The 25874-nt window shown below is 70.9% G+C and carries 23 protein-coding genes and 1 riboswitch; of the genes, 17 read left to right on the top strand and 6 right to left on the bottom strand.

Features of this window, described 5'->3' with window-relative positions; translation table 11 throughout:
* Positions 1-31: 31 nt before the first annotated feature.
* Positions 32-1429, bottom strand: a complete 1398-nt coding sequence (locus OG361_RS11205) for a cysteine desulfurase/sulfurtransferase TusA family protein (RefSeq protein WP_405853183.1) — start codon at positions 1427-1429, stop codon at positions 32-34.
* Positions 1430-1786: 357 nt separating this feature from the next.
* Here OG361_RS11205 and coxB point away from each other — a divergent pair, with 357 nt between their 5' ends.
* The 4 genes from coxB (at position 1787) to OG361_RS11185 (ending at position 6262) form a co-directional block, all read left to right on the top strand.
* Positions 1787-2752, top strand: coding sequence for a cytochrome c oxidase subunit II (gene coxB, locus OG361_RS11200; RefSeq protein ID WP_384566002.1), 966 nt, complete (start codon positions 1787-1789; stop codon positions 2750-2752).
* Positions 2749-4485, top strand: coding sequence for a cytochrome c oxidase subunit I (ctaD, locus tag OG361_RS11195; RefSeq protein WP_405853182.1), 1737 nt, complete (start codon positions 2749-2751; stop codon positions 4483-4485). Before coxB ends, ctaD begins: the two co-directional genes overlap by 4 nt.
* Positions 4482-4880 carry a cytochrome c oxidase subunit 4 gene (locus tag OG361_RS11190; RefSeq protein WP_384565997.1) on the top strand — a complete coding sequence of 133 codons (399 nt, stop codon included), beginning with the start codon at positions 4482-4484 and terminating at the stop codon, positions 4878-4880. Before ctaD ends, OG361_RS11190 begins: the two co-directional genes overlap by 4 nt.
* Positions 4881-5002: 122 nt before the next feature.
* Positions 5003-6262 (top strand): Ig-like domain-containing protein, encoded by a 1260-nt coding sequence (locus OG361_RS11185; protein WP_405853181.1) that lies wholly within the window; start codon positions 5003-5005, stop codon positions 6260-6262.
* 394 nt (positions 6263-6656) lie between these two features.
* Here the strand turns inward: OG361_RS11185 and OG361_RS11180 are convergent, their stop codons facing one another.
* Positions 6657-7058 (bottom strand): hypothetical protein, encoded by a 402-nt coding sequence (locus tag OG361_RS11180; RefSeq protein ID WP_405853180.1) that lies wholly within the window; start codon positions 7056-7058, stop codon positions 6657-6659.
* 191 nt (positions 7059-7249) lie between these two features.
* Here OG361_RS11180 and OG361_RS11175 point away from each other — a divergent pair, with 191 nt between their 5' ends.
* The 6 genes from OG361_RS11175 (at position 7250) to OG361_RS11150 (ending at position 14493) form a co-directional block, all read left to right on the top strand.
* Positions 7250-7870, top strand: coding sequence for a heme-copper oxidase subunit III (locus OG361_RS11175; protein WP_384565989.1), 621 nt, complete (start codon positions 7250-7252; stop codon positions 7868-7870).
* Between the two features lie 74 nt (positions 7871-7944).
* Positions 7945-8754 (top strand): c-type cytochrome, encoded by an 810-nt coding sequence (locus OG361_RS11170; RefSeq protein ID WP_405853179.1) that lies wholly within the window; start codon positions 7945-7947, stop codon positions 8752-8754.
* Complete coding sequence (locus OG361_RS11165; protein WP_384565983.1) at positions 8751-9803, top strand: Rieske 2Fe-2S domain-containing protein; 1053 nt, start codon at positions 8751-8753, stop codon at positions 9801-9803. The genes OG361_RS11170 and OG361_RS11165 overlap by 4 nt, the downstream gene beginning before the upstream one ends.
* On the top strand, positions 9800-11425 hold the full coding sequence (locus tag OG361_RS11160; protein WP_384565981.1) for a cytochrome bc complex cytochrome b subunit: 1626 nt from the start codon (positions 9800-9802) through the stop codon (positions 11423-11425). Before OG361_RS11165 ends, OG361_RS11160 begins: the two co-directional genes overlap by 4 nt.
* Positions 11426-11563: 138 nt before the next feature.
* Positions 11564-12628, top strand: a complete 1065-nt coding sequence (gene trpD / locus OG361_RS11155) for an anthranilate phosphoribosyltransferase (RefSeq protein WP_405853178.1) — start codon at positions 11564-11566, stop codon at positions 12626-12628.
* Positions 12629-12736: 108 nt separating this feature from the next.
* Positions 12737-12853, top strand: a riboswitch (SAM riboswitch).
* 209 nt (positions 12854-13062) lie between these two features.
* Positions 13063-14493: an aminotransferase class V-fold PLP-dependent enzyme gene (locus OG361_RS11150; RefSeq protein ID WP_405853177.1), complete on the top strand. Its 1431-nt coding sequence runs from the start codon at positions 13063-13065 to the stop codon at positions 14491-14493.
* Positions 14494-14564: 71 nt separating this feature from the next.
* On the opposite strand, the gene OG361_RS11145 is transcribed toward OG361_RS11150, so the two are convergent.
* Positions 14565-14846, bottom strand: coding sequence for an Lrp/AsnC family transcriptional regulator (locus OG361_RS11145; protein WP_030205672.1), 282 nt, complete (start codon positions 14844-14846; stop codon positions 14565-14567).
* A complete protein-coding gene (locus OG361_RS11140) occupies positions 14843-15577 on the bottom strand; it encodes a rhomboid family intramembrane serine protease (RefSeq protein ID WP_384565973.1) in 735 nt (244 codons plus the stop codon). Before OG361_RS11140 ends, OG361_RS11145 begins: the two co-directional genes overlap by 4 nt.
* Positions 15578-15736: 159 nt before the next feature.
* Here OG361_RS11140 and OG361_RS11135 point away from each other — a divergent pair, with 159 nt between their 5' ends.
* From OG361_RS11135 to OG361_RS11115, 5 genes are all read left to right on the top strand, one after another.
* Complete coding sequence (locus OG361_RS11135; protein WP_017238847.1) at positions 15737-15979, top strand: hypothetical protein; 243 nt, start codon at positions 15737-15739, stop codon at positions 15977-15979.
* Positions 15980-16012: 33 nt separating this feature from the next.
* Positions 16013-17377 carry an NYN domain-containing protein gene (locus tag OG361_RS11130; RefSeq protein WP_405853176.1) on the top strand — a complete coding sequence of 455 codons (1365 nt, stop codon included), beginning with the start codon at positions 16013-16015 and terminating at the stop codon, positions 17375-17377.
* A gap of 257 nt (positions 17378-17634) precedes the next feature.
* Positions 17635-18681, top strand: coding sequence for an NlpC/P60 family protein (locus OG361_RS11125; RefSeq protein ID WP_405853175.1), 1047 nt, complete (start codon positions 17635-17637; stop codon positions 18679-18681).
* Between the two features lie 190 nt (positions 18682-18871).
* A complete protein-coding gene (locus tag OG361_RS11120; protein ID WP_405853174.1) occupies positions 18872-19885 on the top strand; it encodes an NlpC/P60 family protein in 1014 nt (337 codons plus the stop codon).
* A 160-nt stretch (positions 19886-20045) separates the two neighbouring features.
* Complete coding sequence (locus tag OG361_RS11115) at positions 20046-21278, top strand: hypothetical protein (protein WP_405853173.1); 1233 nt, start codon at positions 20046-20048, stop codon at positions 21276-21278.
* Positions 21279-21292: 14 nt separating this feature from the next.
* Here OG361_RS11115 and OG361_RS11110 read toward each other — a convergent pair whose 3' ends face one another.
* Positions 21293-21844 (bottom strand): PadR family transcriptional regulator, encoded by a 552-nt coding sequence (locus tag OG361_RS11110; protein ID WP_405853172.1) that lies wholly within the window; start codon positions 21842-21844, stop codon positions 21293-21295.
* A 109-nt stretch (positions 21845-21953) separates the two neighbouring features.
* Here OG361_RS11110 and OG361_RS11105 point away from each other — a divergent pair, with 109 nt between their 5' ends.
* Complete coding sequence (locus OG361_RS11105; RefSeq protein WP_405853171.1) at positions 21954-23306, top strand: MATE family efflux transporter; 1353 nt, start codon at positions 21954-21956, stop codon at positions 23304-23306.
* Here the strand turns inward: OG361_RS11105 and OG361_RS11100 are convergent.
* Complete coding sequence (locus OG361_RS11100; protein ID WP_405862190.1) at positions 23267-24541, bottom strand: glycosyltransferase 87 family protein; 1275 nt, start codon at positions 24539-24541, stop codon at positions 23267-23269. The genes OG361_RS11105 and OG361_RS11100 overlap by 40 nt on opposite strands.
* Before the next feature lie 87 nt (positions 24542-24628).
* Between OG361_RS11100 and OG361_RS11095 the strand changes: the two genes are divergently transcribed.
* Positions 24629-25771: a glycosyltransferase family 4 protein gene (locus tag OG361_RS11095; protein ID WP_405853170.1), complete on the top strand. Its 1143-nt coding sequence runs from the start codon at positions 24629-24631 to the stop codon at positions 25769-25771.
* Positions 25772-25874: the final 103 nt, after the last annotated feature.

Genomic DNA, 25874 nt, shown 5'->3' with positions numbered 1-25874 from the left:
GGACACCCCCAGCGGGTGCGCGGCGGGTGGTTCAGGCCACCCGCCGCACCACGTACGCGACGCCGCCCCGCGCGGACGGCTCCTCGCCCACGTACTCCTGGCCGCGCATCTCGCACCAGGCCGGGATGTCGAGCCGGGCCGCCGCGTCGTCGGCGAGGACGGTGACCGTTCCGCCCACCGGCACGTCGCCGATCACCTTCGCCAGCTCGATGACCGGGATCGGACAGCGCCGGCCGAGCGCGTCCACCACGAGCGAGCCGGCGGCGGCCTCCGTGGCCGCGGCCGGGGCGGCGGGGGCGCCGAGCCGCTCCCGTACACCCGCGACCACGCCCGGCAGCACGTCGAGGAAGCGGTCCACGTCCTCCTCCGCGGTGCCGGCGGGCAGGGACACCCGGACGTTCCCCTCGCTCAGCACCCCCATCGCACGCAGCACATGGCTGGGCGTCAGCGTCGAACTCGTACACGACGAACCGGACGAAACGGAGAAACCCTCCCGATCCAGCTCGTGCAGCAAGGTCTCTCCGTCGACATAGAGACAGGAGAAGGTGACCAGATGGGGGAGCCGGCGCACCGGGTCGCCCACCACCTCCACGTCCGGCACCAGCTCCGGCACCCGCGCCCGGATCCGGTCCACCAGAACCCGCAGCCGCGCCGCCTCGGCCACCGCCTCCGCCCGGACCGCGCGGAGCGAGGCCGCCGCCGCCACGATCGCCGGCAGGTTCTCGAAGCCGGGCGCCCGCCCCGACTCCCGCTCGTCCGAAGGGCCTTGCGGGGCGAACCGGACCCCCTTCCGTACGGCGAGGAGGCCCACGCCCGCCGGGCCGCCCCACTTGTGCGCGCTCGCCGCGAGCAGCGACCAGCCGCCCTCCACCGGCCCCCAGCCCAGCGACTGGGCCGCGTCCACGAGCAGCGGCACGCCCGCCGCCCGGCAGGCCTCGGCGACCTCCGCGACCGGCTGCTCGGTCCCCACCTCGTGGTTGGCCGACTGGAGGCACGCCAGGGCCGTACCGGAGTCCCCGGCCGCGAGCGCCGTCGCGAAGGCAGCCGCGTCCACCGCGCCGGACCGGTCCACCGGCACCTCGGTGACCGAGCCGCCCGACGCCGCGTGCCGCTCGGCCGCGTGCAGGACGGAGGAGTGCTCGACCGCCGAGACGACCAGGCCCTGCCCGACACGCCGACGCCCCGCGAGAGCCCCGGAGATTCCGGCGTGAACCGCGCGCGTCCCCGAAGGAGTGAACACCAGCTCGTCCGGGCGGCACCCCACCGCCTCCGCCGCGGCCTCCCGCGCCGCGTCGAGCAGCAGCCGGGCCCGCCTCCCCTCCCGGTACAGCCGGGCCGGATCGGCCCAGCCCTCGTCCAGGGAGGCGAGCAGCGCCTGGCGGGCGACAGGGTGCAGGGGGGCGGCGGACGCGGCGTCGAAGTACGGCATCCGTCCACGGTAGGCCCTGCCGCCGCACCCCGGCCGACACGCCCGACACGCCCGGCCCGTGCACCCGGCCCGTACGCCTGTCCGCTTCTCGTGAGCCCCCGTCAGAACTCCGCCCCGGTAGGCCGTCAGACCGCCGAGCGGGCGCCCGGGACCCCCCTCCGGAACCGCGGAGTCCACCCCTTCGGGGACTCGGACGGCGCGTTGGGCACCCTCCCCGCGCGACCCCAAATAGCGTCCAGTAGGGTTTGGTCCGCATAAACATCCAAACCCCTGCCCGCGGCACGGGGCGGCGACCGACCAGCGAGACGGACGGCCGTGGCCGACCAACGCGGGCCGAGACTCTCGGGAAGGCGCTACGTGAGTCCCAACGGCTCCGACCGCTCGTCGCGGCGCCCGATGCGGCGGAAGCTGCCGCAGGTGCTGACTGCGGGCCTGATCCTGGCGACAGCCACCGGCTGCTCGTACAACTGGGAAGACTTCCCCCGCCTTGGTATGCCCACTCCTGTCACGGAAGAGGCGCCTACGATCCTCTCCCTCTGGCAGGGATCGTGGGCGGCCGCGCTCGTCACGGGCGTCCTGGTCTGGGGGCTGATCCTGTGGTCCGTCATGTTCCACCGGCGCAGCCGCACCAAGGTCGAGGTACCTCCGCAGACGCGGTACAACATGCCCATCGAGGCGCTGTACACGGTCACTCCACTCATCATCGTGTCGGTGCTCTTCTACTTCACCGCACGCGACGAGTCGAAGCTCCTGTCGCTCGCTGACAAGCCCGCCCACACCATCAACGTGGTCGGCTACCAGTGGAGCTGGGGCTTCAACTACGTCGAGAACGTGCCGGGTGTGACGGGTGACGCCAAGACGGCCCCGAACCTCGACGCCATCCCGGACAAGTTCCAGGACCAGTTCCCGGCCAACGCCGGCGGTGTCTACGACGCCGGCATCCCCGGCGACCGGAACCCGCAGACCGGCAACCCGGGCCCGACCCTGTGGCTGCCGAAGGGCGAGAAGGTCCGGTTCGTCCTGACCTCGCGTGACGTCATCCACTCGTTCTGGGTCGTCCCCTTCCTCATGAAGCAGGACGTCATCCCGGGTCACACGAACGCCTTCGAGGTCACCCCGTCGCAGGAAGGCACCTTCCTCGGCAAGTGCGCCGAGCTGTGCGGTGTCGACCACTCCCGGATGCTCTTCAACGTCAAGGTGGTCTCTCCGGAGCGCTACCAGCAGCACCTGAAGGAGCTGGCCGAGAAGGGGCAGACCGGCTACATCCCGTCTGGCATCGAGCAGACGGACCCGGCCAGGAATGCGGAGAAGAACCAACTGTGAGCATCCACAACGAAACCCAGGGTGCCGCCGCAGCTGAGGACTCGTACGAGAACGAGCTGCCCGTACGGCGCAAGCAGCCCGGCAACGTCGTGATCAAGTGGCTCACCACCACTGACCACAAGACGATCGGGACGATGTACCTGGTCACATCGTTCGCCTTCTTCTGCATCGGCGGACTCATGGCGCTCTTCATGCGCGCCGAGCTGGCCCGTCCGGGTACGCAGATCATGTCGAACGAGCAGTTCAACCAGGCGTTCACGATGCACGGCACGATCATGCTGCTGATGTTCGCGACGCCGCTGTTCGCCGGATTCGCGAACTGGATCATGCCGCTGCAGATCGGCGCGCCCGACGTGGCGTTCCCGCGGCTGAACATGTTCGCGTACTGGCTGTACCTCTTCGGCTCGATCATCGCGGTGGCCGGCTTCCTCACCCCGCAGGGTGCGGCCGACTTCGGCTGGTTCGCCTACTCCCCGCTGTCGGACGCCGTCCGCTCGCCGGGTGTCGGCGCCGACATGTGGATCATGGGTCTGGCCTTCTCCGGCTTCGGCACGATCCTCGGTTCGGTCAACTTCATCACCACGATCATCTGCATGCGCGCTCCGGGCATGACGATGTTCCGTATGCCGATCTTCACCTGGAACGTGCTGCTGACCGGTGTCCTGGTCCTGCTCGCCTTCCCGGTCCTGGCGGCCGCGCTGTTCGCCCTGGAGGCGGACCGCAAGTTCGGCTCGCACATCTTCGACGCGGCCAACGGTGGAGCGCTGCTCTGGCAGCACCTCTTCTGGTTCTTCGGCCATCCGGAGGTGTACATCATCGCGCTGCCGTTCTTCGGCATCGTCTCCGAGGTCATCCCGGTCTTCAGCCGCAAGCCGATGTTCGGCTACATCGGTCTGGTGGCCGCGACCATCGCGATCGCCGGCCTGTCCGTGACCGTGTGGGCGCACCACATGTACGTCACAGGCGGCGTGCTCCTGCCGTTCTTCTCCTTCATGACGTTCCTCATCGCCGTACCGACCGGCGTGAAGTTCTTCAACTGGATCGGAACGATGTGGAAGGGCTCGTTGTCGTTCGAGACACCGATGCTCTGGACGATCGGCTTCCTGATCACCTTCACCTTCGGTGGTCTGACGGGCGTCATCCTGGCCTCGCCGCCGATGGACTTCCACGTCTCCGACTCGTACTTCGTCGTCGCGCACTTCCACTACGTCGTCTTCGGCACCGTGGTCTTCGCGATGTTCGCCGGGTTCCACTTCTGGTGGCCGAAGTTCACGGGCAAGATGCTGGACGAGCGGCTCGGCAAGATGACGTTCTGGACGCTGTTCATCGGCTTCCACGGCACCTTCCTGGTGCAGCACTGGCTCGGTGCCGAGGGCATGCCGCGTCGTTACGCGGACTACCTCGACGCCGACGGCTTCACCGCGCTGAACACGATCTCGACGATCTCCTCCTTCCTGCTCGGTCTGTCGATCCTGCCGTTCTTCTACAACGTCTGGAAGACCGCCAAGTACGGCAAGAAGATCGAGGTCGACGACCCGTGGGGCTACGGCCGCTCGCTCGAGTGGGCGACCTCCTGCCCGCCGCCGCGGCACAACTTCCTCACCCTGCCGCGGATCCGTTCCGAATCCCCGGCGTTCGACCTGCACCACCCTGAGATCGCCGCTCTCGACCAGCTCGAGAACAAGGGGCACTCTGCCGAGGCCCTCGTGGGCAGCAAGGAGGTCGGCAAGTGAAGATCCAGGGCAAGATGTTCATCTGGCTGAGCGTCTTCATCCTTGCCATGGCGATCCTCTACGGCGTCTGGTCCAAGGAAGCGGTCGGTACGACGGCGCTCTTCCTGGCCTTCGGCCTGTGCATCATGATCGGCTACTACCTGGCCTTCACGGCCAGGCGTGTCGACGCGATGGCGCAGGACAACAAGGAGGCCGACGTCGCGGACGAGGCCGGTGAAGTGGGCTTCTTCGCCCCGCACAGCTGGCAGCCGCTCTCGCTGGCCGTCGGCGGAGCGCTCGCCTTCCTCGGTGTCGCGATGGGCTGGTGGATCCTGTACTTCTCCGCCCCGCTGATCCTGGTCGGCCTCTTCGGCTGGGTCTTCGAGTTCTACCGCGGCGAGAACCAGAACCAGTAGCGGTACCCCGCTCCGCACCGGAGCACACAGAGGGGCCCGGACACTTCGTCATCGAAGTGTCCGGGCCCCTCTTTTGCAGCACTCGGCGCGCTGGTCGCGAGCATTGTCCTTAGCGTGAAGTCATGAACGACACGCCGCGCATACGGACTGTTCTGAGCTGCACTCTTCTGGCCGTCACCGTCACCGCAGCCGCCACGGCGTGCGCGGGCTCCGACGGCCACCCGCTGTCGACGAAGCCCTACGACGCCGCGGACGACCTCGCGATAAGCACCGCGGTCGGCGGCGCCAAGGCGGACCCCGAGAAGCCCCTCGAGATCTCCGCCAAGGGCGAGGACGGCCGCATCACCGACGTCACCGCCACCGACGCCGCCGGACGCCACCTGGCCGGTGAACTCACCGCGGACGGGCAGCGCTGGCGCTCCACGGCCGCCCTGGCCGCCGGCACCCTCTACACCGTCCGGGTGGCCACCGAGGACGAGGACGGCGCTCCAGGCGCCCGTACGTACACGTTCGAGACTGCCCCGGCCAAACGGGCCCTGACCGTCACCTTCGGGCCTGAGGCGGGCACCTACGGCGTCGGACAGCCGATCACCGCGGACCTCACCCTCCCCGTCAAGGACCGGGCGGCCCGCGCCGTCGTCGAGCGGGCCCTCAAGGTCCGCTCCACACCCGCCGTGCAGGGCTCCTGGTACTGGGTGGACGACAAGAAGCTGCACTTCCGCCCGAAGGAGTACTGGCCCGCCGGCGCGCTCGTCACGGCCACCGCCAACCTGGACGGCCTCAAGGTGGGCGACAAGCTCTACGGCGGCGCGTCCAAGCCGCTGAAGCTCTCCATCGGCGACCGCGTCGAGGCCGTCGCGGACGCCGGGTCGCACTACATGACCGTGCGGCGCAACGGAGAAGTGATCAACACCATTCCGGTGACCACCGGCAAGCCCGGCTTCTCCACCCGCAACGGCATCAAGGTCGTGCTCGGCAAGGAGTACTTCGTCCGGATGCGCGGCACCAGCGTCGGCATAGCCGAGGGCAGCTCCGAGTCGTACGACCTGCCGGTCTACTACGCCACCCGGGTGACATGGAGCGGTGAATACGTCCACGCCGCGCCGTGGTCCGTCGGCTCGCAGGGCGTGGCGAACGTCAGCCACGGCTGTGTCGGCATGTCGACGGGGAACGCGGCCTGGTTCTTCGAGACCGTCCGCCCCGGCGACATCGTCAAGACCGTCAACAGCATCGGCAACACGATGGACACCTTCGGCAACGGCTTCGGCGACTGGAACCTGCCGTGGGACAAGTGGCGCCAGGGCAGCGCCCTGGTGGAGGAGTCGGGAGACCCGACCGCCACGGAGGACGCCAAAGCCCGCCTCCGGCCGCTGCCTCTTTAAGGGCTCGGTTCGCCTCCGGGGCGCTTCAGCCGGGCTCACAGCCCCGACCGTGCTCGCCTCCCCCTTTTTTGAGGGCTCGGTTCGCCTCCGGGGCGCTTCAGCCGGGCTCACAGCCCCGACCGTGCTCGCCTCCCCCTTTTTTGAGGGCTCGGTTCGCCTCCGGGGCGCTTCAGCCGGGCTCACAGCCCCGACCGTGCTCGCCTCCCCCTTTTTTGAGGGCTCGGTTCGCCTCCGGGGCGCTCCAGCCGGGCTCACAGCCCCGACCGTGCTCGCCTCCTTCGTTCCTCAGGAGGCTCCGCGCGCTCGGGGCTGTTCCCCCGGCCGCGCCCCTTCGGCTCACTCGCCGGGGGTGGGGGTCATGCCCTCGCCGGGGTTACGCCCTTACCGCCGGGGGCTACGCGTCCAGGGAGAGGCGGGAACGCAGCAGGGCGGCCAGGGACGCTGTGAACTCCACCGGTTCCACCGGAAGCGTGATCGCGGCGTCCGCGCGGCTCCAGGTGGCCAGCCAGGCGTCCTGGGGGCGTCCGATGAGCAGCAGCACCGGCGGGCAGTGGAAGATCTCGTCCTTGATCTGCCGGCAGACGCCCATGCCGCCGGCGGGCACCGCCTCGCCGTCCAGGACGCACACGTCGATGCCGCCCTCGTCCAGGTGCTTCAGCACCGCCGGCAGCGTCGCGCACTCCACGAACTCGACCGGGGGGACGTCCGCCGCAGGCCTGCGCCCCGCGGCGAGGCGCACCTGAGCGCGGGTGTTCGCGTCGTCGCTGTAGACCAGGACCGTGGCACTCGACTGCATCGTTCCTCCGTGGGGAAGTCCGTGGGAAGGTCGTCGATCGATGCGCGGGATGCTACTCCGGTCCACACCCCGTCAACACCCGTTCAACACCTGTTCGAAGGGGCATCCGATGGGCCGTTCGGGCTGGACACGCCCCCCTGACACTCCGAACGGCACCCCCCGGAGTGAGGGCGGGATAAGCGACCGACATAATGTCGGTCGTGGCGACAGTAACGACAGTAGAAACAGGGCACGCGCACCCGTCGGTCAATCGACCGAACCTCACCAGCGTCGGAACCATCATCTGGTTGAGCTCCGAGCTGATGTTCTTCGCGGCCCTCTTCGCGATGTACTTCACCCTGCGATCGGTGACAGGTCCCGACTTCTGGGCGGAAAAGGCCTCGGCCTTGAACTTCCCGTTCTCGGCGACCAACACCACGATCCTGGTGCTCTCCTCCCTCACCTGCCAGCTCGGCGTCTTCGCCGCCGAGCGGGGCGATGTGAAGAAGCTCAGGACGTGGTTCATCATCACGTTCGTGATGGGTGCGATCTTCATCGGCGGCCAGGTCTTCGAGTACACCGAGCTGGTGAAGCACGAGGGCCTCTCGCTCTCGTCGGACCCGTACGGCTCCGTGTTCTACCTGACCACCGGCTTCCACGGCCTGCACGTGACGGGCGGTCTCATCGCCTTCCTGCTGGTCCTCGGCCGGACGTACGCCGCCAAGAGGTTCACCCACGAGCAGGCAACCGCCGCCATCGTCGTGTCCTACTACTGGCACTTCGTCGATGTCGTCTGGATCGGCCTCTTCGCCACGATCTACATGATCAAGTAATCGGTCCCGCCGTCACGGCGGACCGAGACATCCAGCAAGCATCGACGCAGAAGATCCTGACACCGGGGTAATCCGTGAAAAAGCTCTCCGCACGACGACGCCATCCGCTGGCGGCGGTCGTCGTCCTACTTCTCGCGCTGGCGGCCACTGGGGGGCTGTACGCCGCGTTCGCGCCCGCGGGCACGGCGAAGGCCGATGAAACCGCCCAGTCCCTCGCAATCGAGGAGGGCAAGAAGCTCTACTCCGTCGGCTGCGCCAGCTGCCACGGAACCGGCGGTCAGGGCACCACTGACGGCCCCTCCCTCGTCGGCGTCGGCTCGGCCTCCGTCGACTTCCAGGTCGGCACCGGTCGTATGCCGGCCCAGCAGCCGGGCGCCCAGGTCCCGAAGAAGAAGGTCATCTACACGCAGGCAGAGATCGATCTGCTCGCGGCGTACGTGGCCTCCTTCGGCGCGGGCCCGATCACGCCGACTGCGGGGCAGTACAACCCTGACGGTGCCGACATCGCCAAGGGTGGTGAGCTGTTCCGCACCAACTGTGCCCAGTGCCACAACTTCACCGGTGAGGGCGGCGCGCTGACGCACGGCAAGTACGCGCCCAACCTCGAAGGCGTGAGCCCGAAGCACCTCTACGAGGCCATGCAGACCGGCCCGCAGAACATGCCCTCCTTCCCGGACACGACCATGCCGGAGAAGGAGAAGAAGGACATCATCGCGTACGTCCAGGCCGTCAACAGCGACAAGGCCGACAACCCGGGCGGGTTCAAGCTCGGTGGCCTCGGCCCCGTCTCCGAGGGTCTGTTCGCCTGGGTCTTCGGTCTGGGTGCGCTGATCGCAGTTGCCATCTGGGTCGCGGCCCACACCGCTAAGGCCAAGAAGTCATGAGTAGCCAAGAGATTCCAGAAGAGAACCTGCCGGCAGGGCAGGACACCGCGCACGGCGCGGTGAAGGTCGCCGACGACCCGTTCGCCGACCCGGGCCTCCCGCCCCACAAGCCGCGCATCCAGGACATCGACGAGCGGGCCGCCCGCCGGTCCGAGCGCGCGGTCGCCTTCATGTTCGTGCTGTCGATGCTGGCCACGGTCGCCTTCATCGCCTCGTACGTGATCTTCCCGGTCGACGAGATCGTGTACATCTGGCCCTTCGGCCGGGTGTCCTCGCTCAACTTCGCCCTGGGCTGGAGCCTCGGCCTCGCCCTCTTCTTCATCGGCGCGGGGGCGGTCCACTGGGCCCGCACCCTGATGTCCGACGTCGAGGTCGCCGACGAGCGTCACCCGATCGCGGCGTCGCCCGAGGTCAAGGCGCAGGTCATGGCGGACTTCGCGGCCGGTGCCGCCGAGTCCGGCTTCGGCCGCCGCAAGCTCATCCGCAACACGATGTTCGGTGCGCTGGCGCTCGTCCCGCTCTCCGGCGTCGTGCTGCTGCGTGACATGGGCCCGCTGCCCGAGCAGAAGCTCCGGACCACCAAGTGGGCCAAGGGCAAGCAGCTCATCAACATGAACACGCACGAGCCGCTGCGTCCCGAGGACGTCGCCGTCGGTTCGCTGACCTTCGCGATGCCCGAGGGCATGTCGGAGCACGACCACGACTTCCAGGTCCAGATCGCCAAGGCCGCCCTGATGATCGTCCGGATTCAGCCGGAGGACATCAAGGACAAGCGCGAGCTCGAGTGGTCGCACGACGGCGTTGTCGCCTTCTCGAAGATCTGCACCCACGTGGGCTGCCCGATCTCCCTGTACGAGCAGCAGACGCATCACGTGCTCTGCCCGTGCCACCAGTCCACCTTCGACCTCTCCGACGGCGCCCGCGTCATCTTCGGCCCGGCCGGTCACGCCCTTCCGCAGCTGCGGATCGGTGTGAACGACAAGGGCTTCCTGGAGGCGCTCGGCGACTTCGACGAGCCCGTCGGCCCTGCCTTCTGGGAGCGCGGATGAGCACCGTGACCGATACGACGAAGAAGGCGCCCGCCGGTGAGCGGGTCGCGGACTGGGCCGACGGTCGCCTGGGGATCTACACGCTGGCCAAGGCCAACATGCGGAAGATCTTCCCGGACCACTGGTCCTTCATGCTGGGCGAGATCTGCCTCTACAGCTTCCTCATCATCATCCTGACGGGCGTCTATCTGACGATGTTCTTCCACCCGTCGATGAACGAGGTGGAGTACGTCGGACCGTACGTCCCGCTCCAGGGACAGCTGATGTCCGAGGCGTTCAACTCGACCATGCACATCTCGTTCGAGGTGCGCGGTGGTCTGCTGATCCGGCAGATCCACCACTGGGCGGCGCTGATCTTCCTCGCCGGCATGTTCGTGCACATGATGCGCGTGTTCTTCACCGGCGCGTTCCGCAAGCCGCGTGAGATCAACTGGCTGTTCGGCTTCCTGCTGTTCTTCCTGGGCATGTTCACCGGCTTCACCGGTTACTCGCTCCCGGACGACCTGCTCTCCGGCACCGGTGTCCGCTTCATGCAGGGCGCGATCCTGTCCGTGCCGGTCGTCGGCACGTACCTCTCGATGTTCCTGTTCGGCGGGGAGTTCCCCGGCGGCGACTTCGTGGCCCGGTTCTACTCGGCGCACGTGCTGCTGCTGCCCGGCATCATGCTGGGCCTGGTGGTCGCCCACCTCATCCTGGTGGTCGTCCACAAGCACACGCACTACGAGGGCCCCGGCCGCACCAACAAGAACGTCGTCGGCATGCCGCTGCTGCCGGTCTACATGGCCAAGGCCGGAGGCTTCTTCTTCCTGGTCTTCGGTGTCATCGCGGTCATCTCGGCGATCGCCTCGATCAACCCGATCTGGGCCCTCGGCCCGTACCGACCGGACCAGGTGTCCACCGGCGCCCAGCCCGACTGGTACATGGGCTTCGCCGAGGGTCTGATCCGTGTCATGCCGGGCTGGGAGATCAACCTCTGGGGCCACACGCTGGTCCTGGGCGTGATGATCCCGCTGGCGATCTTCCCGGCGGTGCTCGCCGCGATTGCGGTGTACCCGTTCATCGAGTCCTGGATCACGGGCGACAAGCGCGAGCACCACATCTCGCAGCGCCCGCGCAACGCTCCGACGCGCACCGGCTTCGGTGTCGCCTGGATCACCGCGTACATGATCATGCTCGTGGGTGGTGGAAACGACATCTGGGCGACCCACTTCAACCTGTCGATCAACTCGATCACCTGGTTCGTGCGGATCTTCTTCTTCCTCGGCCCGGTCATCGCGTTCATCGTCACCAAGCGGATCTGTCTCGGCCTCCAGCGCCGCGACAAGGACAAGGTGCTGCACGGCCGCGAGTCGGGCATCATCAAGCGCCTGCCGCACGGTGAGTTCGTCGAGGTCCACGAGCCGCTCAGCCAGGGCGAGCTGCACCGCCTCACGGCGCACGAGCAGTACGAGGCCGCCGAGCTTCCGCCGACCGTCGACGAGAACGGCGTGGAGCGCAAGGTGGGCGCCATGGAGAAGCTCCGGGTCAAGCTCAACAAGGGCTACTACGGCGGCGACAGCCAGGTCGCCAAGCCCACGGCGGAGGAGTACAAGGAGATCCAGAGCGGCCACGGCCACCACTGATCGCCTGACCTTCCGATGATGTAGGTCGCCACAGCGAGAGCCCCGTCCATCCGATGGACGGGGCTCTTCGCCGTCCCCGGGGATCGATAGGGTGAGGGCAGTTACCTGTTACGTACGCGACAGCCATGAGGAGCGACCATGAGCGCTGTGCACCCCGCTGGAGGCGACACCGCGGCGGGCCGCTCCTGGCCCGTCGTCCTGGACGGTCTCCTCACCGGTCGCGACCAGAGCGCCGACGACACCGCGTGGGCGATGGACCGCATCCTCCGAGGCGAGGCCACCGACGCCCAGATCGCCGGCTTCGTCGTCGCCCTGCGGGCCAAGGGCGAGACCGTCGAGGAGATCACCGGCCTCGTCCGGACCATGTACGAGCACGCCAACACCATCGAGATCCCCGGCCCCTCCGTGGACATCGTCGGCACCGGCGGCGACGGCGCCAAGACCGTCAACATCTCCACCATGTCGGCGATCGTCGTCGCAGGGACCGGCGCCAAGGTCGTCAAGCACGGCAACCGGGCGGCCTCCTCCGCCTCCGGCGCCTCCGACGTCCTGGAGAAGCTCGGCGTCAATCTGCAGCTGACCCCGAAGCGGGTCGTCGAGGTCGCGGAGGAGGCGGGGATCACCTTCTGCTTCGCGGTGAAGTTCCACCCGGCGCTGCGGCACGTGGCGACGGCCCGCAAGGAGCTGGGCATCCGGACCGTCTTCAACTTCCTGGGCCCGCTCACCAACCCCGCCCGGGTCAAGGCCCAGGCGACCGGTGTGGCCGACCCCCGGGTGGCCCCGATCGTCGCCGGCGTCCTCGCCGAGCGCGGATCCTCCGCGCTCGTCTTCCGCGGGGACGACGGCCTGGACGAGCTGACCACCACGGCCACCTCGCGGGTCTGGATCGTCCGGGACGGAACCGTCCGCGAGGAGGCCTTCGACCCCCGGGACGTCGGCATCGACATCGTGCCCGTGGAGGCGCTGCGCGGCGCGGACGCCTCGTACAACGCCGACGTCGCGCGACGGCTGCTCGCGGGGGAGACCGGCCCGGTGCGGGACGCCGTGCTGCTGAACTCGGCGGCGGCGCTCACCGCCCTGGAGCCGGGCGACGGCACCCTCGTGGAGCAGTTGCGCGCCGGCATCGCCAAGGCCGCCGAGTCGATCGACTCCGGCGCCGCCCGCCAGGCGCTGGAGCGCTGGATCGCCGCCAGCAACGCGTAGCCGGTACGCGGTTCCGACCGGAGGGCCCCGCCGCGGCGGGGCCCTTTCGCGTCCCGGGATCCGGACACGGGTTGCGCCCGGGCGATCACTTGGCATAACTTCTGGGCAGGTCATGAGTGACAGCTACGAAGCCCCGGCTTGCTGTCCGGCAACCCTCCGTCCGTGGCGGGGTGCCCCGGGTGAAGACCAGGCCGTAGGCAGCGAGGTCTACGGCAAGCGCGGGCCCCTCGACACACCAGGGGTCCTGGTCTCTCGAGGAGCTTTTTCCGTGAGCAAGCGAATGCGATAGGGCGAATCCGCCCCCACTTCACCCTCGGATCAGGGTCGCTTCCGCGTACCCCCATGTCTTCCGAGGCATCACCCGTACCCCGCCGTGTCCGGCCGCGTACGGGATCACCGAAGCCATTCCGCACCGCCCGCCGGGAGATACCGCCATGTCCGCATACCCGAACACCGCCGTCGAGACCGCCGCCGCGACCGTCGCCACCGGGTCCGCCACCGAGTGCGTCACCACCGAGTCCGCCGATCCCTGCTGCGCCGCCCCGCTGCCCGTCCTCGGCCGTGACGTCACCGTCCCGCTCGTCACCGGCGGCGAAGTGACCTACGCGGCGCTCGACTACGCGGCCAGCGCGCCCGCCCTCCAGCGGGTGTGGGACGACGTCGCCGCGTACGCCCCCTACTACGGCAGCGTCCACCGCGGCGCCGGTTACCTCTCCCAGCTCTCCACCGACCTCTTCGAGAACAGCCGCGTCACCGTCGCCGAGTTCCTCGACTGCCGCCCCGGCGACCAGGTCGTCTTCACCCGCTCCACCACCGACTCGCTCAACCTGCTCGCCTCCGCGGTCCCGGCAGACTGCCAGGTCTTCGTCTTCGAGACCGAGCACCACGCCTCGCTCCTTCCGTGGAAGGACGCCCGCGTCACGTACCTCAACGCGCCCCGCACCCCGGCCCAGGCCGTCGAGACCCTGGAGCGGGCGCTCGCCGACCGCGACCCTTACGGCCCCGCCCTGGTCTGCGTCACCGGCGCCTCGAACGTCACCGGTGAGCTGTGGCCGGTGAAGGAGCTCGCCGCCGCCGCGCACGCCCACGGCGCCCGGATCGTCCTCGACGCCGCCCAGCTCGCGCCCCACCACCCCGTCTCCGTACGCGAGTTGGACGTGGACTGGGTCGCCTTCTCCGGACACAAGCTGTACGCGCCCTTCGGCTCGGGCGTCCTCGCGGGCCGCTCCGACTGGCTCCAGGACGCCGACCCCTACCTCGCGGGCGGCGGCGCCTCCCGCAAGGTGGCGCGCCGGGCCGACGGCGGCGTGGACGTGGAGTGGCACACCACCGCGGCGCGGCACGAGGCCGGCTCCCCGAACGTCATCGGCGTCTACTCCATCGCCTCCGCCTGCAAGGCGCTCACCGAGGCCGGCTTCGACCAGCTGGTCGCCCGTGAGCAGCACCTGATCGAGACGGTGCGCGCGGGCCTGGCCGAGGTCCCCGAGGTCAGGGTGCTCTCGCTCTTCGGCGACGACGCGCCGCGCGTCGGCGTCATCTCCTTCGTCGTGGAGGGCTGGAACAGCTCCCACTTCGCCGCCGCGCTCTCCGCCGAGTACGGCATCGGCGTCCGCGACGGTCTGTTCTGCGCCCACCCGCTGGTCCGCACCCTGCTCGGCAGCGACCCGCAGGACCCGGGCGAGTGCGGCGCGCCCGAGGCGGAGCCGGGGGAGCGGTCCCTCAACGCCATCCGGGTGAGCTTCGGCGCCGGTACGCCGGACGAGCACGTGGAGCGGTTCGTCGGCGCCGTGAAGGAGCTCGTCCGGGACGGCGCGCAGTGGAAGTACCGCACCGAGGACGGCCGCTGCGTCCCGGACCGCGGCTGATCACTCACTCGTACGGGTGAAGGGGGCCTCCCGATCGGGAGGCCCCCTTCACCCATGACGCGTGCGCGGTGTCAGGACTCCAGCCCGATGGCGAAGGCCGCCTCCAGATCGTGCTGGGAGTACGTGCGGAACGCCACGTGGGTGTCCGTCGCCTCGACTCCCGGGATCTTGCTGATGCTGCCGGGGATCACGTCCGCCAGGTCGTCGTGGCGCGGCACCCGGACCATGGCGATCAGGTCGTACGTCCCGGTCACCGAGAAGACCTCGCTGACGCTGTCGAGCGCCGCGATCGACTCGGCGATCTCGGGGATGCGGTCCACGCTGGTCTTGATGAGCACGATCGCGGTGATCACGGCTGGCTTTCTCCCTCGGTCGCCGCGGTTGGAGCCTTCACTCTATCCCCACCCCGGTACCGGCCCCAGGCGTAGAGGAAGCCGACCGAGAAGCCCACGACGTGGGCGAGATAGGCGACGCCCGGACCGGGGCCCGCCGCGCGCGCGGCCAGCCACTGGAGCACGAACCAGAAGATCAGCACGATCCAGGCGGGGAAGCGCAGCGGCAGGAAGAAGAGGAAGGGGAAGAGGCTGGTGACCCGGGAGCGCGGAAAGAGGAAGAGGAAGGCCCCGAGCACCCCGGAGATCGCCCCGGAGGCCCCGACGAGGGTCTGCTCGCTGTTCGCGTGCGCCACCGCGTACCCGAGGAGGGCGAGGTAGCCGGTGCCCAGGTAGAAGAGGGCGAACGCGACGGGGCCCATGCGCTCCTCGGCCATGGCGCCGAAGACGTAGAGGAAGAGCATGTTCCCCAGCAGGTGGAGCCAGCTGCCGTGGACGAAGAGTGCGGTGAGCGGGGTGAGCAGGGCGCGCGGGTCGCCGCTCATCAGCTCGGCGGGGACCACGCCCCAGCGGCGGAAGTAGGTGCCCTGGGCCGCCAGGAGCGCGTCCCCCGTGCCGTACACCGGATTGAGTCCGGAGACCGGGCTCAGCACGAAGAGGAGACAGCAGGCGGCGATCAGTCCGTAGGTCACCGTGGGTCCGCCGCGCGTGCCCCGCCAGGCACCGCGGGCCGCTGCTCGCCACTCGATCATGGACAGATCATGGCTTACCGGGGCCGAACTGGACAGAGTGCCTCGCCGTGCCCGGTGTACCGGCGAGGCCGTAGGGTAACGGGCAGTACGACCGCAGTTCGACGGCGCACCGCGGCTCCCGCACCTGGTACCACGCAACAGGAAGAAGGAACGGCACCGATGACGACGGTTCCCCTGCCGACCGCCGAGACCCGCTGGCGCTGCACGCTCTGCGGCAACCTGACCCGCTTCGACGTGACCCGCTCCTCGAAGGTCGTGGAGTACGTCCATCTGGACCTCGCCGGTGACCCGACGGTCGAGGAGCGGCAGGTGGTCAGTGAGACCATCGAGTCGGTCCGCTGTCGTTGGTGCAACGCGGTGGACCAGATCGAGTTGGTGGACAGGCCGGGCGCCGCCTCCTGAGGGACGGCGCGGATGACATTGGGGTGACGGATCGTGGAGCAGCCCGCGCACGGTGGAGAGCCGGCCGGCGCGGCAGGTGACGCTGCCGAGACGCTCGACCACCCACTGACGGAAGGCGTACGTCGGCGGGTCGTCGCGCTGGTCGCGGACGCCTTCGGCGGGCTGACCGTCGCGGAGCTCCCGGCACCCCTGCGGCAGTACGCCAGGTTCACCGCGAGCCGTCGGGCGAAGTTCGCCGGCAACGCGATGGCGGCCGCCCTGGAGAGCGACCCGCTCTTCCGGCAGCGGATCGGCGAGCGGTTCAAGCAGTCCCAGCCCGAGCTGGCCGGGGCCGTGGAGACCGGCACCCCGCCGGCCGCCGCCGACCCGGTCGACGTGGCCGCGGCCGCCTACGTGCTGCGCCCGGCCGGCTGGGTCAAGCTCGTGGCCGCCGCCGGCGAGGAGGCCCTGCGGGCGGACGCCGAGCGGGCCGACGAGGCCGGGCGACGCGAGGTGGAGCGGCTGCGCGAGGAGCTGGCCGCCGCCCGGGACCGCTCCCGGGGCGAGACGGAGCAGCTGCGGCACGACCTGGAAGCGGCCCGGAAGGAAGCGGAATCGCTTCAGCGCAAGCTGCGCAGCGCCCAGAGCGACGTGAAGCGCGGCGAGGCCGCGCTCCGCCGCGCGCAGGCCGAGTTCGAGACGGCGCGGGCGGAGGCGGCGGCCCAGCTGTCGTCCGTCGAGAGCGAGAACCGGCGGACCAAGGCCCGGCTCGGCGAGGTGGAGGCGGCCCTGGAGGCGAGCCGCAGGTCCGTCCGCGAGGGTCGTTCGGTGGAGGACATGCGGCTGCGGCTGCTGCTCGACACGGTCCTCGACGCGGCCCAGGGGCTGCGCCGCGAACTCGCGCTGCCACCGGTCTCCGTGCATCCGGCGGACACCGTGGAGGCGGTGGAGCCGGGGCGGATGTCGCCGAAGGACATCGCGGCGCGGGCGCTCTCCGAGACCGACCCGGCGCTGCTCGACCAGCTCCTCACGCTGCCGCAGACCCATCTCGTCGTGGACGGGTACAACGTCACCAAGACCGGCTATCCGACGATGCCGTTGGAGAAGCAGCGGCTGCGGCTGCTCGGCGGTCTCTCGGCGCTCGCGGCCCGTTCGGGCGCCGAGGTCACCTGTGTCTTCGACGGGGCGGAGCTGGCGGCCCCGGTGCTGCTCGCGCCGCCGCGCGGGGTGCGGGTGCTCTTCTCGAAGCCCGGTGTCACGGCGGACGAGTTGATCCGGCAGCTGGTGAGGGCCGAGCCGCCGGGGCGGCCCGTCGTGGTGGTCTCGACCGACCGCGAGGTGGCCGACGGGGTGGCGAAGGCGGGTGCGCGTCCCGTGGCGTCCGCCTTGTTGCTTAAGCGGCTTTCGCGGCTCTCGTAGCGTCTCGTAACTCCCGGGCGTTATGCCCGAATTCTGGATGGCGGACCGTCAAGTGGCCATCACTGCCCGTGCGGTACGTGTAAACAAAGTGGCTCGCGGGCAATAATTTTGCCGGTGGGATTTGAACTGATCACAACTTGGTCACTAGGGTCGGGCATCGAACCTTCGCGCGGTTGATCACCCATCCGGGGTGGCGGCGGAGGAACCGCCTGCCCCTCACCGGTTGGGCGGCTCTGAGGAAGAAGGAGCTCGCCTTCGTGGCGTCCCACCGTCGACCCAAGCAGCCGAGCCGTACCCGCGTGACCGTGCTCACCGCGGCTGCGGCCGCCGCCGTAGCGCTCTCCGCCCAGACCGGTGCCCAGGCGGCCCCCAAGCCCAAGATCGACGAGGTCAAGTCGAAGGTCGACGAGCTCCACCACGAGGCCGAAGAGGCCACGGAGCAGTACAACCAGGCCGAGGAGCGCCGCGGCAAGCTGCAGACGGAGATCGGCAACCTCCAGGACAAGGTCGCCCGCGGTCAGCAGGAGCTCAACACCCTGCGCGACCAGATCGGTTCCGTCGCCAGCGCCCAGTACCGCTCCGGCGGCATCGACCCGGCGCTCCAGCTCTTCCTCTCCGCCGACCCGGACACCTACCTCGACAAGGCGTCCGCGATCGACCAGCTGAGCGCCCAGCAGGCCGACGTCCTCACCTCGATCCAGGCCAAGCAGCGCACGCTCGCGCAGCAGCGGGCCGAGGCGACCACGAAGCTCGCCGACCTCGAGGACGTCCGCAAGACCCTCGGCGCGAAGAAGAAGAAGTACCAGGGCAAGCTCGCCGAGGCGCAGAAGCTCCTCAACACCCTCACGGCGGCCGAGAAGGCCAAGCTGGAGCAGGAGGAGCGGGCCAAGGAGCAGCGCGCCAGCCGCGCCGCCGGCGAGCGGATCGACCTGGGCAACGAGGCCCCCGCGAGCGGCCTCGGCGCCGCCGCGCTCAGCGCCGCCGCCACCCAGCTCGGCAAGCCGTATGTGTCCGGCGCGGAGGGTCCCAACGCGTACGACTGCTCCGGCCTGACCCAGTGGGCCTACGGCCAGGCCGGCGCCGGCCTCAGCCGCACCACCTACACCCAGCAGAACGACGGCACGAAGATCGGCCGCAGCCAGCTCAAGCCGGGCGACCTGGTCTTCTTCAACGGCCTGTCGCACGTGGGCCTCTACGCGGGCAACAACACGATCCTGCACGCCCCCAAGCCGGGCGCCAACGTCCGCTACGAGTCGATGAGCTACATGGGCACGTTCCAGTTCGGCGTCCGCATCGGAGGCTGACACGCCCCGCTCCGGTATGCCGCCCAAACGGGTGGTTCGCCCGGACGCTCGCTGACCTGACGCCCCGCCGGTGACCTGTGGTCTCCGGCGGGGCGTCACTTTGTGTGTCCGACGGCTTCGTTGGACGCGGAGTGATCAGCGGCTACTGTCTGCCGCGCCAGTCTGCGTCGAGCCGAACGGAGCGCGATTAGTGGCGTCCCACCGCCGACCCGCGAGGGTCACCGTCCTGACCGCAGCCGCCGCGGCCACCGCGGCCGCATCCCTCGGGGTCGTCCCCGCGAGCGCCGACCCCGGGGCCACCCCGGCGTCCACCCGGGCCACGGTCGACCGCCTCTTCGAGGAGGCCGAGAAGGCCACGGAGAGCTACAACAAGGCGGACGAGAAGACGGACGCGCTGCGCCGGACCGTCTCCCGGGCACAGGACGGACTCGCCCGCGGCCAGGGCCGCATCAACCGGATGCGGGGCGCGCTCGGCTCCGTCGCCGGGGCCCAGTACCGCTCCGGCGGCATCGACCCCGCCCTCGCCCTGCTGCTCTCCTCCGACCCGGACAGCTACCTCGACCGCGCCTCCGCCCTCGACCGGGTCACCGCCCGCCAGGGCGCCGCGCTCCGCGAACTCCAGCGGGAGCAGCGCCGGCTGAACCAGAAGCGGGACGAGGCACGCACCGCCCTCGCGGAGCTGGAGCGCAGCCGGGCCGACGTCGCCCGCCACAAGCGCACCGTCGAGCGCAAGCTCGCCGAGGCCCGCCGGGTGCTCGCCTCCCTCACCGTCGAGGAGCGCGCCGACTTCGACCGCGCCTCCCGCTCCGGCGGGCGCGCGGAGGAGCCGCCGCCCCTCGCCGACCTCGGCCCCGGCTCCTCCCGGGCCTCCGCCGCGGTGATCGCCGCCCGCAGCGCGATCGGCAAGCCGTACGTGTGGGGGGCGACCGGGCCCTCCGGCTTCGACTGCTCGGGGCTGATGGTCTGGTCGTACCGGCAGGCCGGGGTCAGCCTGCCGCGCACCTCCTCGGCGCAGCGGTACGCGGGCCGCCAGGTGCCGCTCTCGCAGGCGCAGCCCGGTGACCTGGTCACCTACCGCGGCGACGCCAGCCACGTGGGGATCTACGCGGGCAACGGGCAGGTCATCCACGCCCCCTACCCCGGTGCGCGGGTCCGCTACGACCCGGTGAACATGATGTCCAACGTGACGGTGACGCGGGTCTGAGAAGGGCCGGGCACGGGCCGGGCGGGTCGCCCGGCGCCGGTCCGACGCGGTGCCGACGCGGTGCCGACGCGGGCCCGGCCGGGTTCGGCGACGGCCGGGCCGCCGCCGGGCCCCCGGTACCGGACGCGGTACCGGCCGGTCCGACCGTACGATCTAAGGCGTGGCAGGTCAGGGGTGTGGAGCGCGGCGACCGGCCGTGGCCTGCCTGCTCGCCCTCCTGCTCGTCCTCACCGGGCTCGTCGGCTGCACGGCGGCCGAGCCCGCCGACACGGCGTCCCGGGAGGTCCGGGAGATACAGACGCTCCTCGACCGGCACGCCCGGGCCCTCCTCGGCCGCGACGAGCCCGGCTACCGGGCCGCCCTCGACCCCGCGTACGCGCCGACCGCCCTGACCGAGTACCGGCGGCTCGCGGAGGTGCCGCTCGACGGCTGGACCTACCGGGTCACCGGCGTCGACCGCACCGGCGACGACCGGGTCACCGCCCGCGCCGAGCTGGGGTACCGGCTCCGGGGCCACGACAGGGGACCCGTCACCAGCGGCCGGATCCTGGACCTGGCCGAACGGGACGGACGCTGGTACGTGACCGGTGACCGGCCCGCGGAGGGCGCGCCCCGGCAGCTGTGGGAGCAGGGCGACGTGCGGACCGTACGGGGCGCCCGCTCGCTCGTCCTCGGCGTCGGCCAGGACCCCGAGCGGCTCCGGGAGATCGCCGCGGCCGCCGACCGGGCGGTCCCCGCCGTGAGCGCGGCCTGGCCCTCGGAGTGGGCCCGCGAGGTCGTCGTCCTCGTCCCGGGCTCCCTGGACGCCATGGGCGGGCTCCTCGGGAGGCCAGGGGCCTCCTACCGGGGCATAGCGGCCGTCACCACCGGGGAGACCGAGGGCGGGGCGGACGCGCCCGCGGACCGGGTGATCGTCAACCCGGAGGCGTACGGGGTCCTCGGTTCCTTCGGCCGGCAGCTCGTCCTCACCCACGAGACCGTCCACGTCGCCACCCGGGCCCACACCTCCCCGGCCACCCCGGTCTGGCTCTCCGAGGGCTTCGCCGACCGGGTCGCCTACCGGGGCAGCGGCCGGACCCCCGCCCAGGCGGCCCCCGAGCTGCGCCGCGCGGTCCAGGCGGGCGAGCTGCCCGCCCGGCTCCCGGAGGACGCGGACTTCGGCTTCGGCGGCGACGCGGAGGCGCTGGCGCGGGCCTACGAGGGCGGCTGGCTGGCCTGTGAGCTGATCGCGGAGCGCTGGGGCGAGACGGAGCTCGCGGACTTCTACCGGGCGGTGGGAGCGCACCCGGGCCGCGAGGGCGCGGTGGAGAAGGCGCTCCAGGAGGTCCTGGACACCACCCCCGAGGAGTTCACGGCCGCGTGGCGGACGTACCTGGGGGAGCGGCTCCGCTAGGGCCTGTCCGGCCGCTAGGGCCTGTTTGCCCGCTCGGGCCGGCGCGCGTCGAGTTCGGCGAGGGCCTCCGCCAGCCAGGCCTTCTCCTCCGTGCCGGTCGCGCGGGCGATCCGCAGCATGCCCCGCCGGAAGAGGTCCGGCTCCTCCTCGGCGCGTACCGGCTTCCCTCCCTCGTAGAAGAAGCTGGCCGGAGCGGAGAGGAACTCCTGGCGGCGGCGGAGCACGGCCGCCTGGTCCGCCGGGTCGGGGAGCTGGCCGAGGAAGGTGAGCACGGTGAAGAAGCGCTGGCCGTCGGTGATCTCGGCGTCCTTGGGGGTGCGCAGCCGGGCGAGCAGCTCCCGGCGGCCCTCCGGGGTGAGCGAGAGCGTGCGGCGCGGGGCGGCGCTCGCGCCGGGCTCCGTACGGCTGTCGACCAGTCCGTTCTTCACCAGGCGGGTGATCGCCGGGTAGAGCGCGCCGTCGCTGACTGGGCGGACGTGGCCGCTCAGGCCCTGGATGCGCTCCTTCAGCTCGTACCCGTGCAGCGGCTTCTCGTACAGGAAGCCCAGGATCGACAGCTCCAGCACCGTCCGCCCTCCTTCGCCTCGCCCGCCCTTGTCGTGGGACCGGCCCCCATGCTACCTCTTTTCGATATACCTCGATTCGAGGTATATCGAAAAGAGGGGGTCCCGTCGCATGTCCGCGCACCGCCGCACGCTCGTCCAGCTCGCCCGCCCGGTCTATCTCGAACTCCTCGCCGGAGTCGCCGCGGGCATCATCAACATGGTCTGGGTCGCCAGGCTCGGCGGGGACGCGGTGGCCGCCGTCGCCGTCGCCACCAACGTCGAGAACCTCCTCCTCGGCGTCGTCCTCATGGCCGGCTCGGGCACCACCGTGCTCGTCGCCCGCGCCAGGGGCGCCGACGACCCCGGAGCCGTCCGCGCCGCCGTCCGCGGTGGCGCCGCCCTCTGCGCCCTGCTCGTACCGCCCGTCGCCGTCGGCGGGTACCTCCTGCGCGAACCGCTCGCCGCCCTGCTGCTCGGCGGCTCGGGCCACCCCGCCCACGCCCTGGCCACCGCCTACTTCGCGATCTCGCTCCCCGGCACCGCTGTCCTCTTCGCCACGAACGTCCTCGACGGTGTCCTCAAGGGCGCGGGCGACACCCGCACCCCCATGCGGCTCGCCTTCCTCGCCAACGGCCTGATCCTCGTCCTCGACCCGCTGCTCATCCACGCCTACGGCGTGCAGGGCGCTGCCCTCGCCACCGTCGCCGGCCGGACCGTCGCCCTCGCCGCGGGCCTGCTCGTCCTCCGGCGCACCGCCCTGCTGAAGGCGGCGCGCACCGCCCGCCCAGCCCTGCCGACCGGCGCCGCCCTGCGCCGTACCGCCGCCACCGGACTGCCCATGTCCGTGGACTTCACCGTCCGGATGGCCGGGGCCCTCGCGCTCGTCTCCGTCGTCGCCCGGCTCGGCGTCACCGAGATCGCCGCCTACGGCATCGCCACCAAGGCCATGTACGTCGCGACCATGGCCTTCTACGCCGTCCGCCAGGCCGCAGCGATCCACACCGCGCACCTCCTCGGCTCGGGAAGGGACGAACGGAGGGCCGTCGGACGGCAGGCGCTCCTCCTCGCCGCCGTCCTCGGCGCGAGCGCCGCCGGGCTGCTCCTCCTGGGTGCCGGACCCGTCATGCGCGCCTTCGGTGCCGAGCCCGCGGTGGCGGAGGCGGGCGCGCTCTTCCTGCGCTGCCTCGGCCCCTACCTGGTGCTCATGGCCTGCTACATCGGGGTCGCCGGGGTCTTCGAGGGCAGCGGCGCCGGTCCGCACCTCGCACGGATCACCGTCGCCGGCGTCCTCGTACAACTGCCCCTCGCCCACGTGCTGTCAGGCCTCGGACTCGGCGGCGTCTGCCTGGCCATGGCCCTCGCGACGGCCGCCCAGTGCGCCGCGCTGGGCCTGCTGCACCGCCGTACTCCGGGGCACGGCCGCCGGCGGACGCGCCACTCCGCTCAGAAGGAGCCGGACAGTGCCTTCTCGCGCTCCGGCTGAACCACCGGGACCGCGGCGGCGGCCTCGGCGAGGCGGGGCTCCGTCACCGTCTGCCGCCACAGGATCCGGCAGGCGATGAGGGCGGCGGCTATCAGCAGGCCGTTCCGCGTGAACAGGACCGCCATGCCCAGCGGATCGCTCCGCGTCACGTGCGAGAACCACACCGGGAACTCGAACTGCGTCACAGCCGTCGCCCAGATCACCAGGTGCACGGGCCGCTGCATCCGGCTCGACCGGTAGGCGAGGCAGACCGCGGCCAGACCGACCAGCCACAGCATGTACTGGGGGGAGAGCACCCGGCTCGTCAGCGTGAACAGCAGCACCGCCACGAAGGCCGCGTCCGCCACCGTCGACGAGGTGAAGCGGCGCGCCCGTATGCGCCACAGCAGGAGCCAGCCGAAGGCGCCGACGGTGAGCACCATCGCCGCCGTGGAGACCGTGGAGACGTACGGGCCGAGGAACTCGATCGAGCCGTAGTTCATCCGCGCCTCGCCCTCCCAGCCGAAGTGCCGGACGACGTGGAAGACCATCGAGCCCAGCGACTCGACCTCCGTGCCCCGGTCGCGCTGGAAGGAGAGGAAGGCCAGCGCCCCCGGCATCCACACCACGCAGAGCAGCAGCACGGCGGCCGCCGCACCCGCCGCCGCCGACCAGGAACGGAAGGTCGCCCGGCCCTTCGGGGTGCCCGCGAGGATCAGCGCGGGCCAGACCTTCAGGACCGCGCCGAAGCCGGCGAGCGCGCCGAGGACCCGCGGGCTCCGGCCCGCCGCGAGCAGCCCCGCGACCGCGACCGCGGTCACCATCACGTCGTACCGGGCGTACGCGGTCGGGCCCAGCAGCGCGACGCCCGCGATCCAGATCCAGGCGCCGTGGAGCGTCCGGCCCGCGCGGCGGCCCGTGTGCAGGAGCAGCCCGAAGACCAGCGCGTCACAGAGGAAGGCGAGGACGAAGAAGGCGGTCGAGTAGCCGAGGAACGGCAGCAGCCCGGGGGCGAGGATCGCGAACGCCGCGGCCGGCGGGTACTGCCAGGTGACGTCGTCCAGCGGGTACGTGCCCGCCCGCAGGACCTCGTACCAGCCCTGGTAGATGTTCGAGACGTCGAAGGTGATGTCCGGCCCGGGGACGACCACGACCTTGAAGACAAGGAGCAGCAGGATGATCCGGGTGAGACCCCAGAGGCCGAGTGGAAGCCGCAGACCCGTGCGTGAACCGTTCCTCACTGCGCCGCCCGTCATCACTGTCTCGTCCTTGTCCTGTCTGTCCGCCCGCGCGGAGAGGTGGTGGTGCCGGGTGGCGGGTGCCATCGCGTACTGTCGGCCACGATGTACAAGACCCTGATCGTAACCAACGACTTCCCGCCACGACCCGGCGGAATCCAGGCGTTCCTGCACAACATGGCGCTGCGCCTGGACCCCGAACAGATCGTGGTCTACGCCTCCACATGGAAGCGAAGCCGCGAAGGGGTCGAGGCGACCGCTCTGTTTGACGCCGAACAGCCTTTCACGGTTGTCCGCGATCGCACCACCATGCTGTTGCCCACACCCAGGGTCACCGCCCGCGCCACCGCGCTGCTGCGCGAGCACGGCTGCGAGTCCGTGTGGTTCGGCGCGGCCGCGCCGCTCGGCCTGATGGCCCCCGCGCTGCGCAGGGCGGGAGCGAGGCGGCTCGTCGCCACCACCCACGGGCACGAGGCCGGCTGGGCCCAACTGCCCGCCGCCCGGCAGCTGCTGAGGCGGATCGGCGAGGGCACGGACACCATCACGTACCTCGGTGAGTACACCCGCTCCCGGATCGCGGCGGCCCTCACGCCCGCCGCCGCCGGGCGGATGGTCCAGCTCCCGCCGGGCGTGGACGAGAAGACCTTCCACCCCGACTCGGGGGGCGTCGAGGTCCGCGCCCGCCTCGGTCTCAGCGACCGCCCCGTCGTCGTCTGCGTCTCCCGCCTCGTCCCGCGCAAGGGCCAGGACACCCTGATCAGGGCCCTGCCCGAGATCCTCCGCAGGGTCCCGGACGCGGTCCTCCTGATCGTCGGCGGCGGCCCGTACGAGAAGGACCTGCGCCGTCTCGCCGCCGAGACCGGCGTGGCCGGATCCGTACGCTTCACCGGCGCCGTCCCCTGGTCCGAACTCCCCGCCCACTACGGGGCCGGCGACGTCTTCGCCATGCCCTGCCGGACCCGCCGCGGCGGCCTCGACGTCGAAGGCCTCGGCATCGTCTACCTGGAGGCCTCCGCCACCGGCCTCCCGGTCGTCGCCGGCGACTCCGGCGGCGCCCCCGACGCCGTCCTCGACGGCGAGACCGGCTGGGTCGTCCGCGGCGACTCCCCGGCCGAGGCGGCCGACCGCGTCGCCACCCTCCTCCTCGACCCCGAACTCCGCGCCCGCATGGGCGAGCGCGGGCGCGCCTGGGTCGAGGAGAAGTGGCGCTGGGACCTCCTCGCGGAACGGCTCAGGGAGCTGCTCTGACGCGGTGGGACGGAGCACGCATACGGATACGGAGAGGGGCCCGGGTGAGAACACCCCGGGCCCCTCTCCGTATCCGTCATTCGTGTCCGTCGTCCGTGTCCGT

It is taken from the genome of Streptomyces sp. NBC_00090 (genome assembly GCF_045160815.1).
GTDB lineage: Bacteria > Actinomycetota > Actinomycetes > Streptomycetales > Streptomycetaceae > Streptomyces.
Note: the sequence above shows the minus strand (reverse complement) of the source record. Positions and strands in the feature narration are given on the sequence as shown.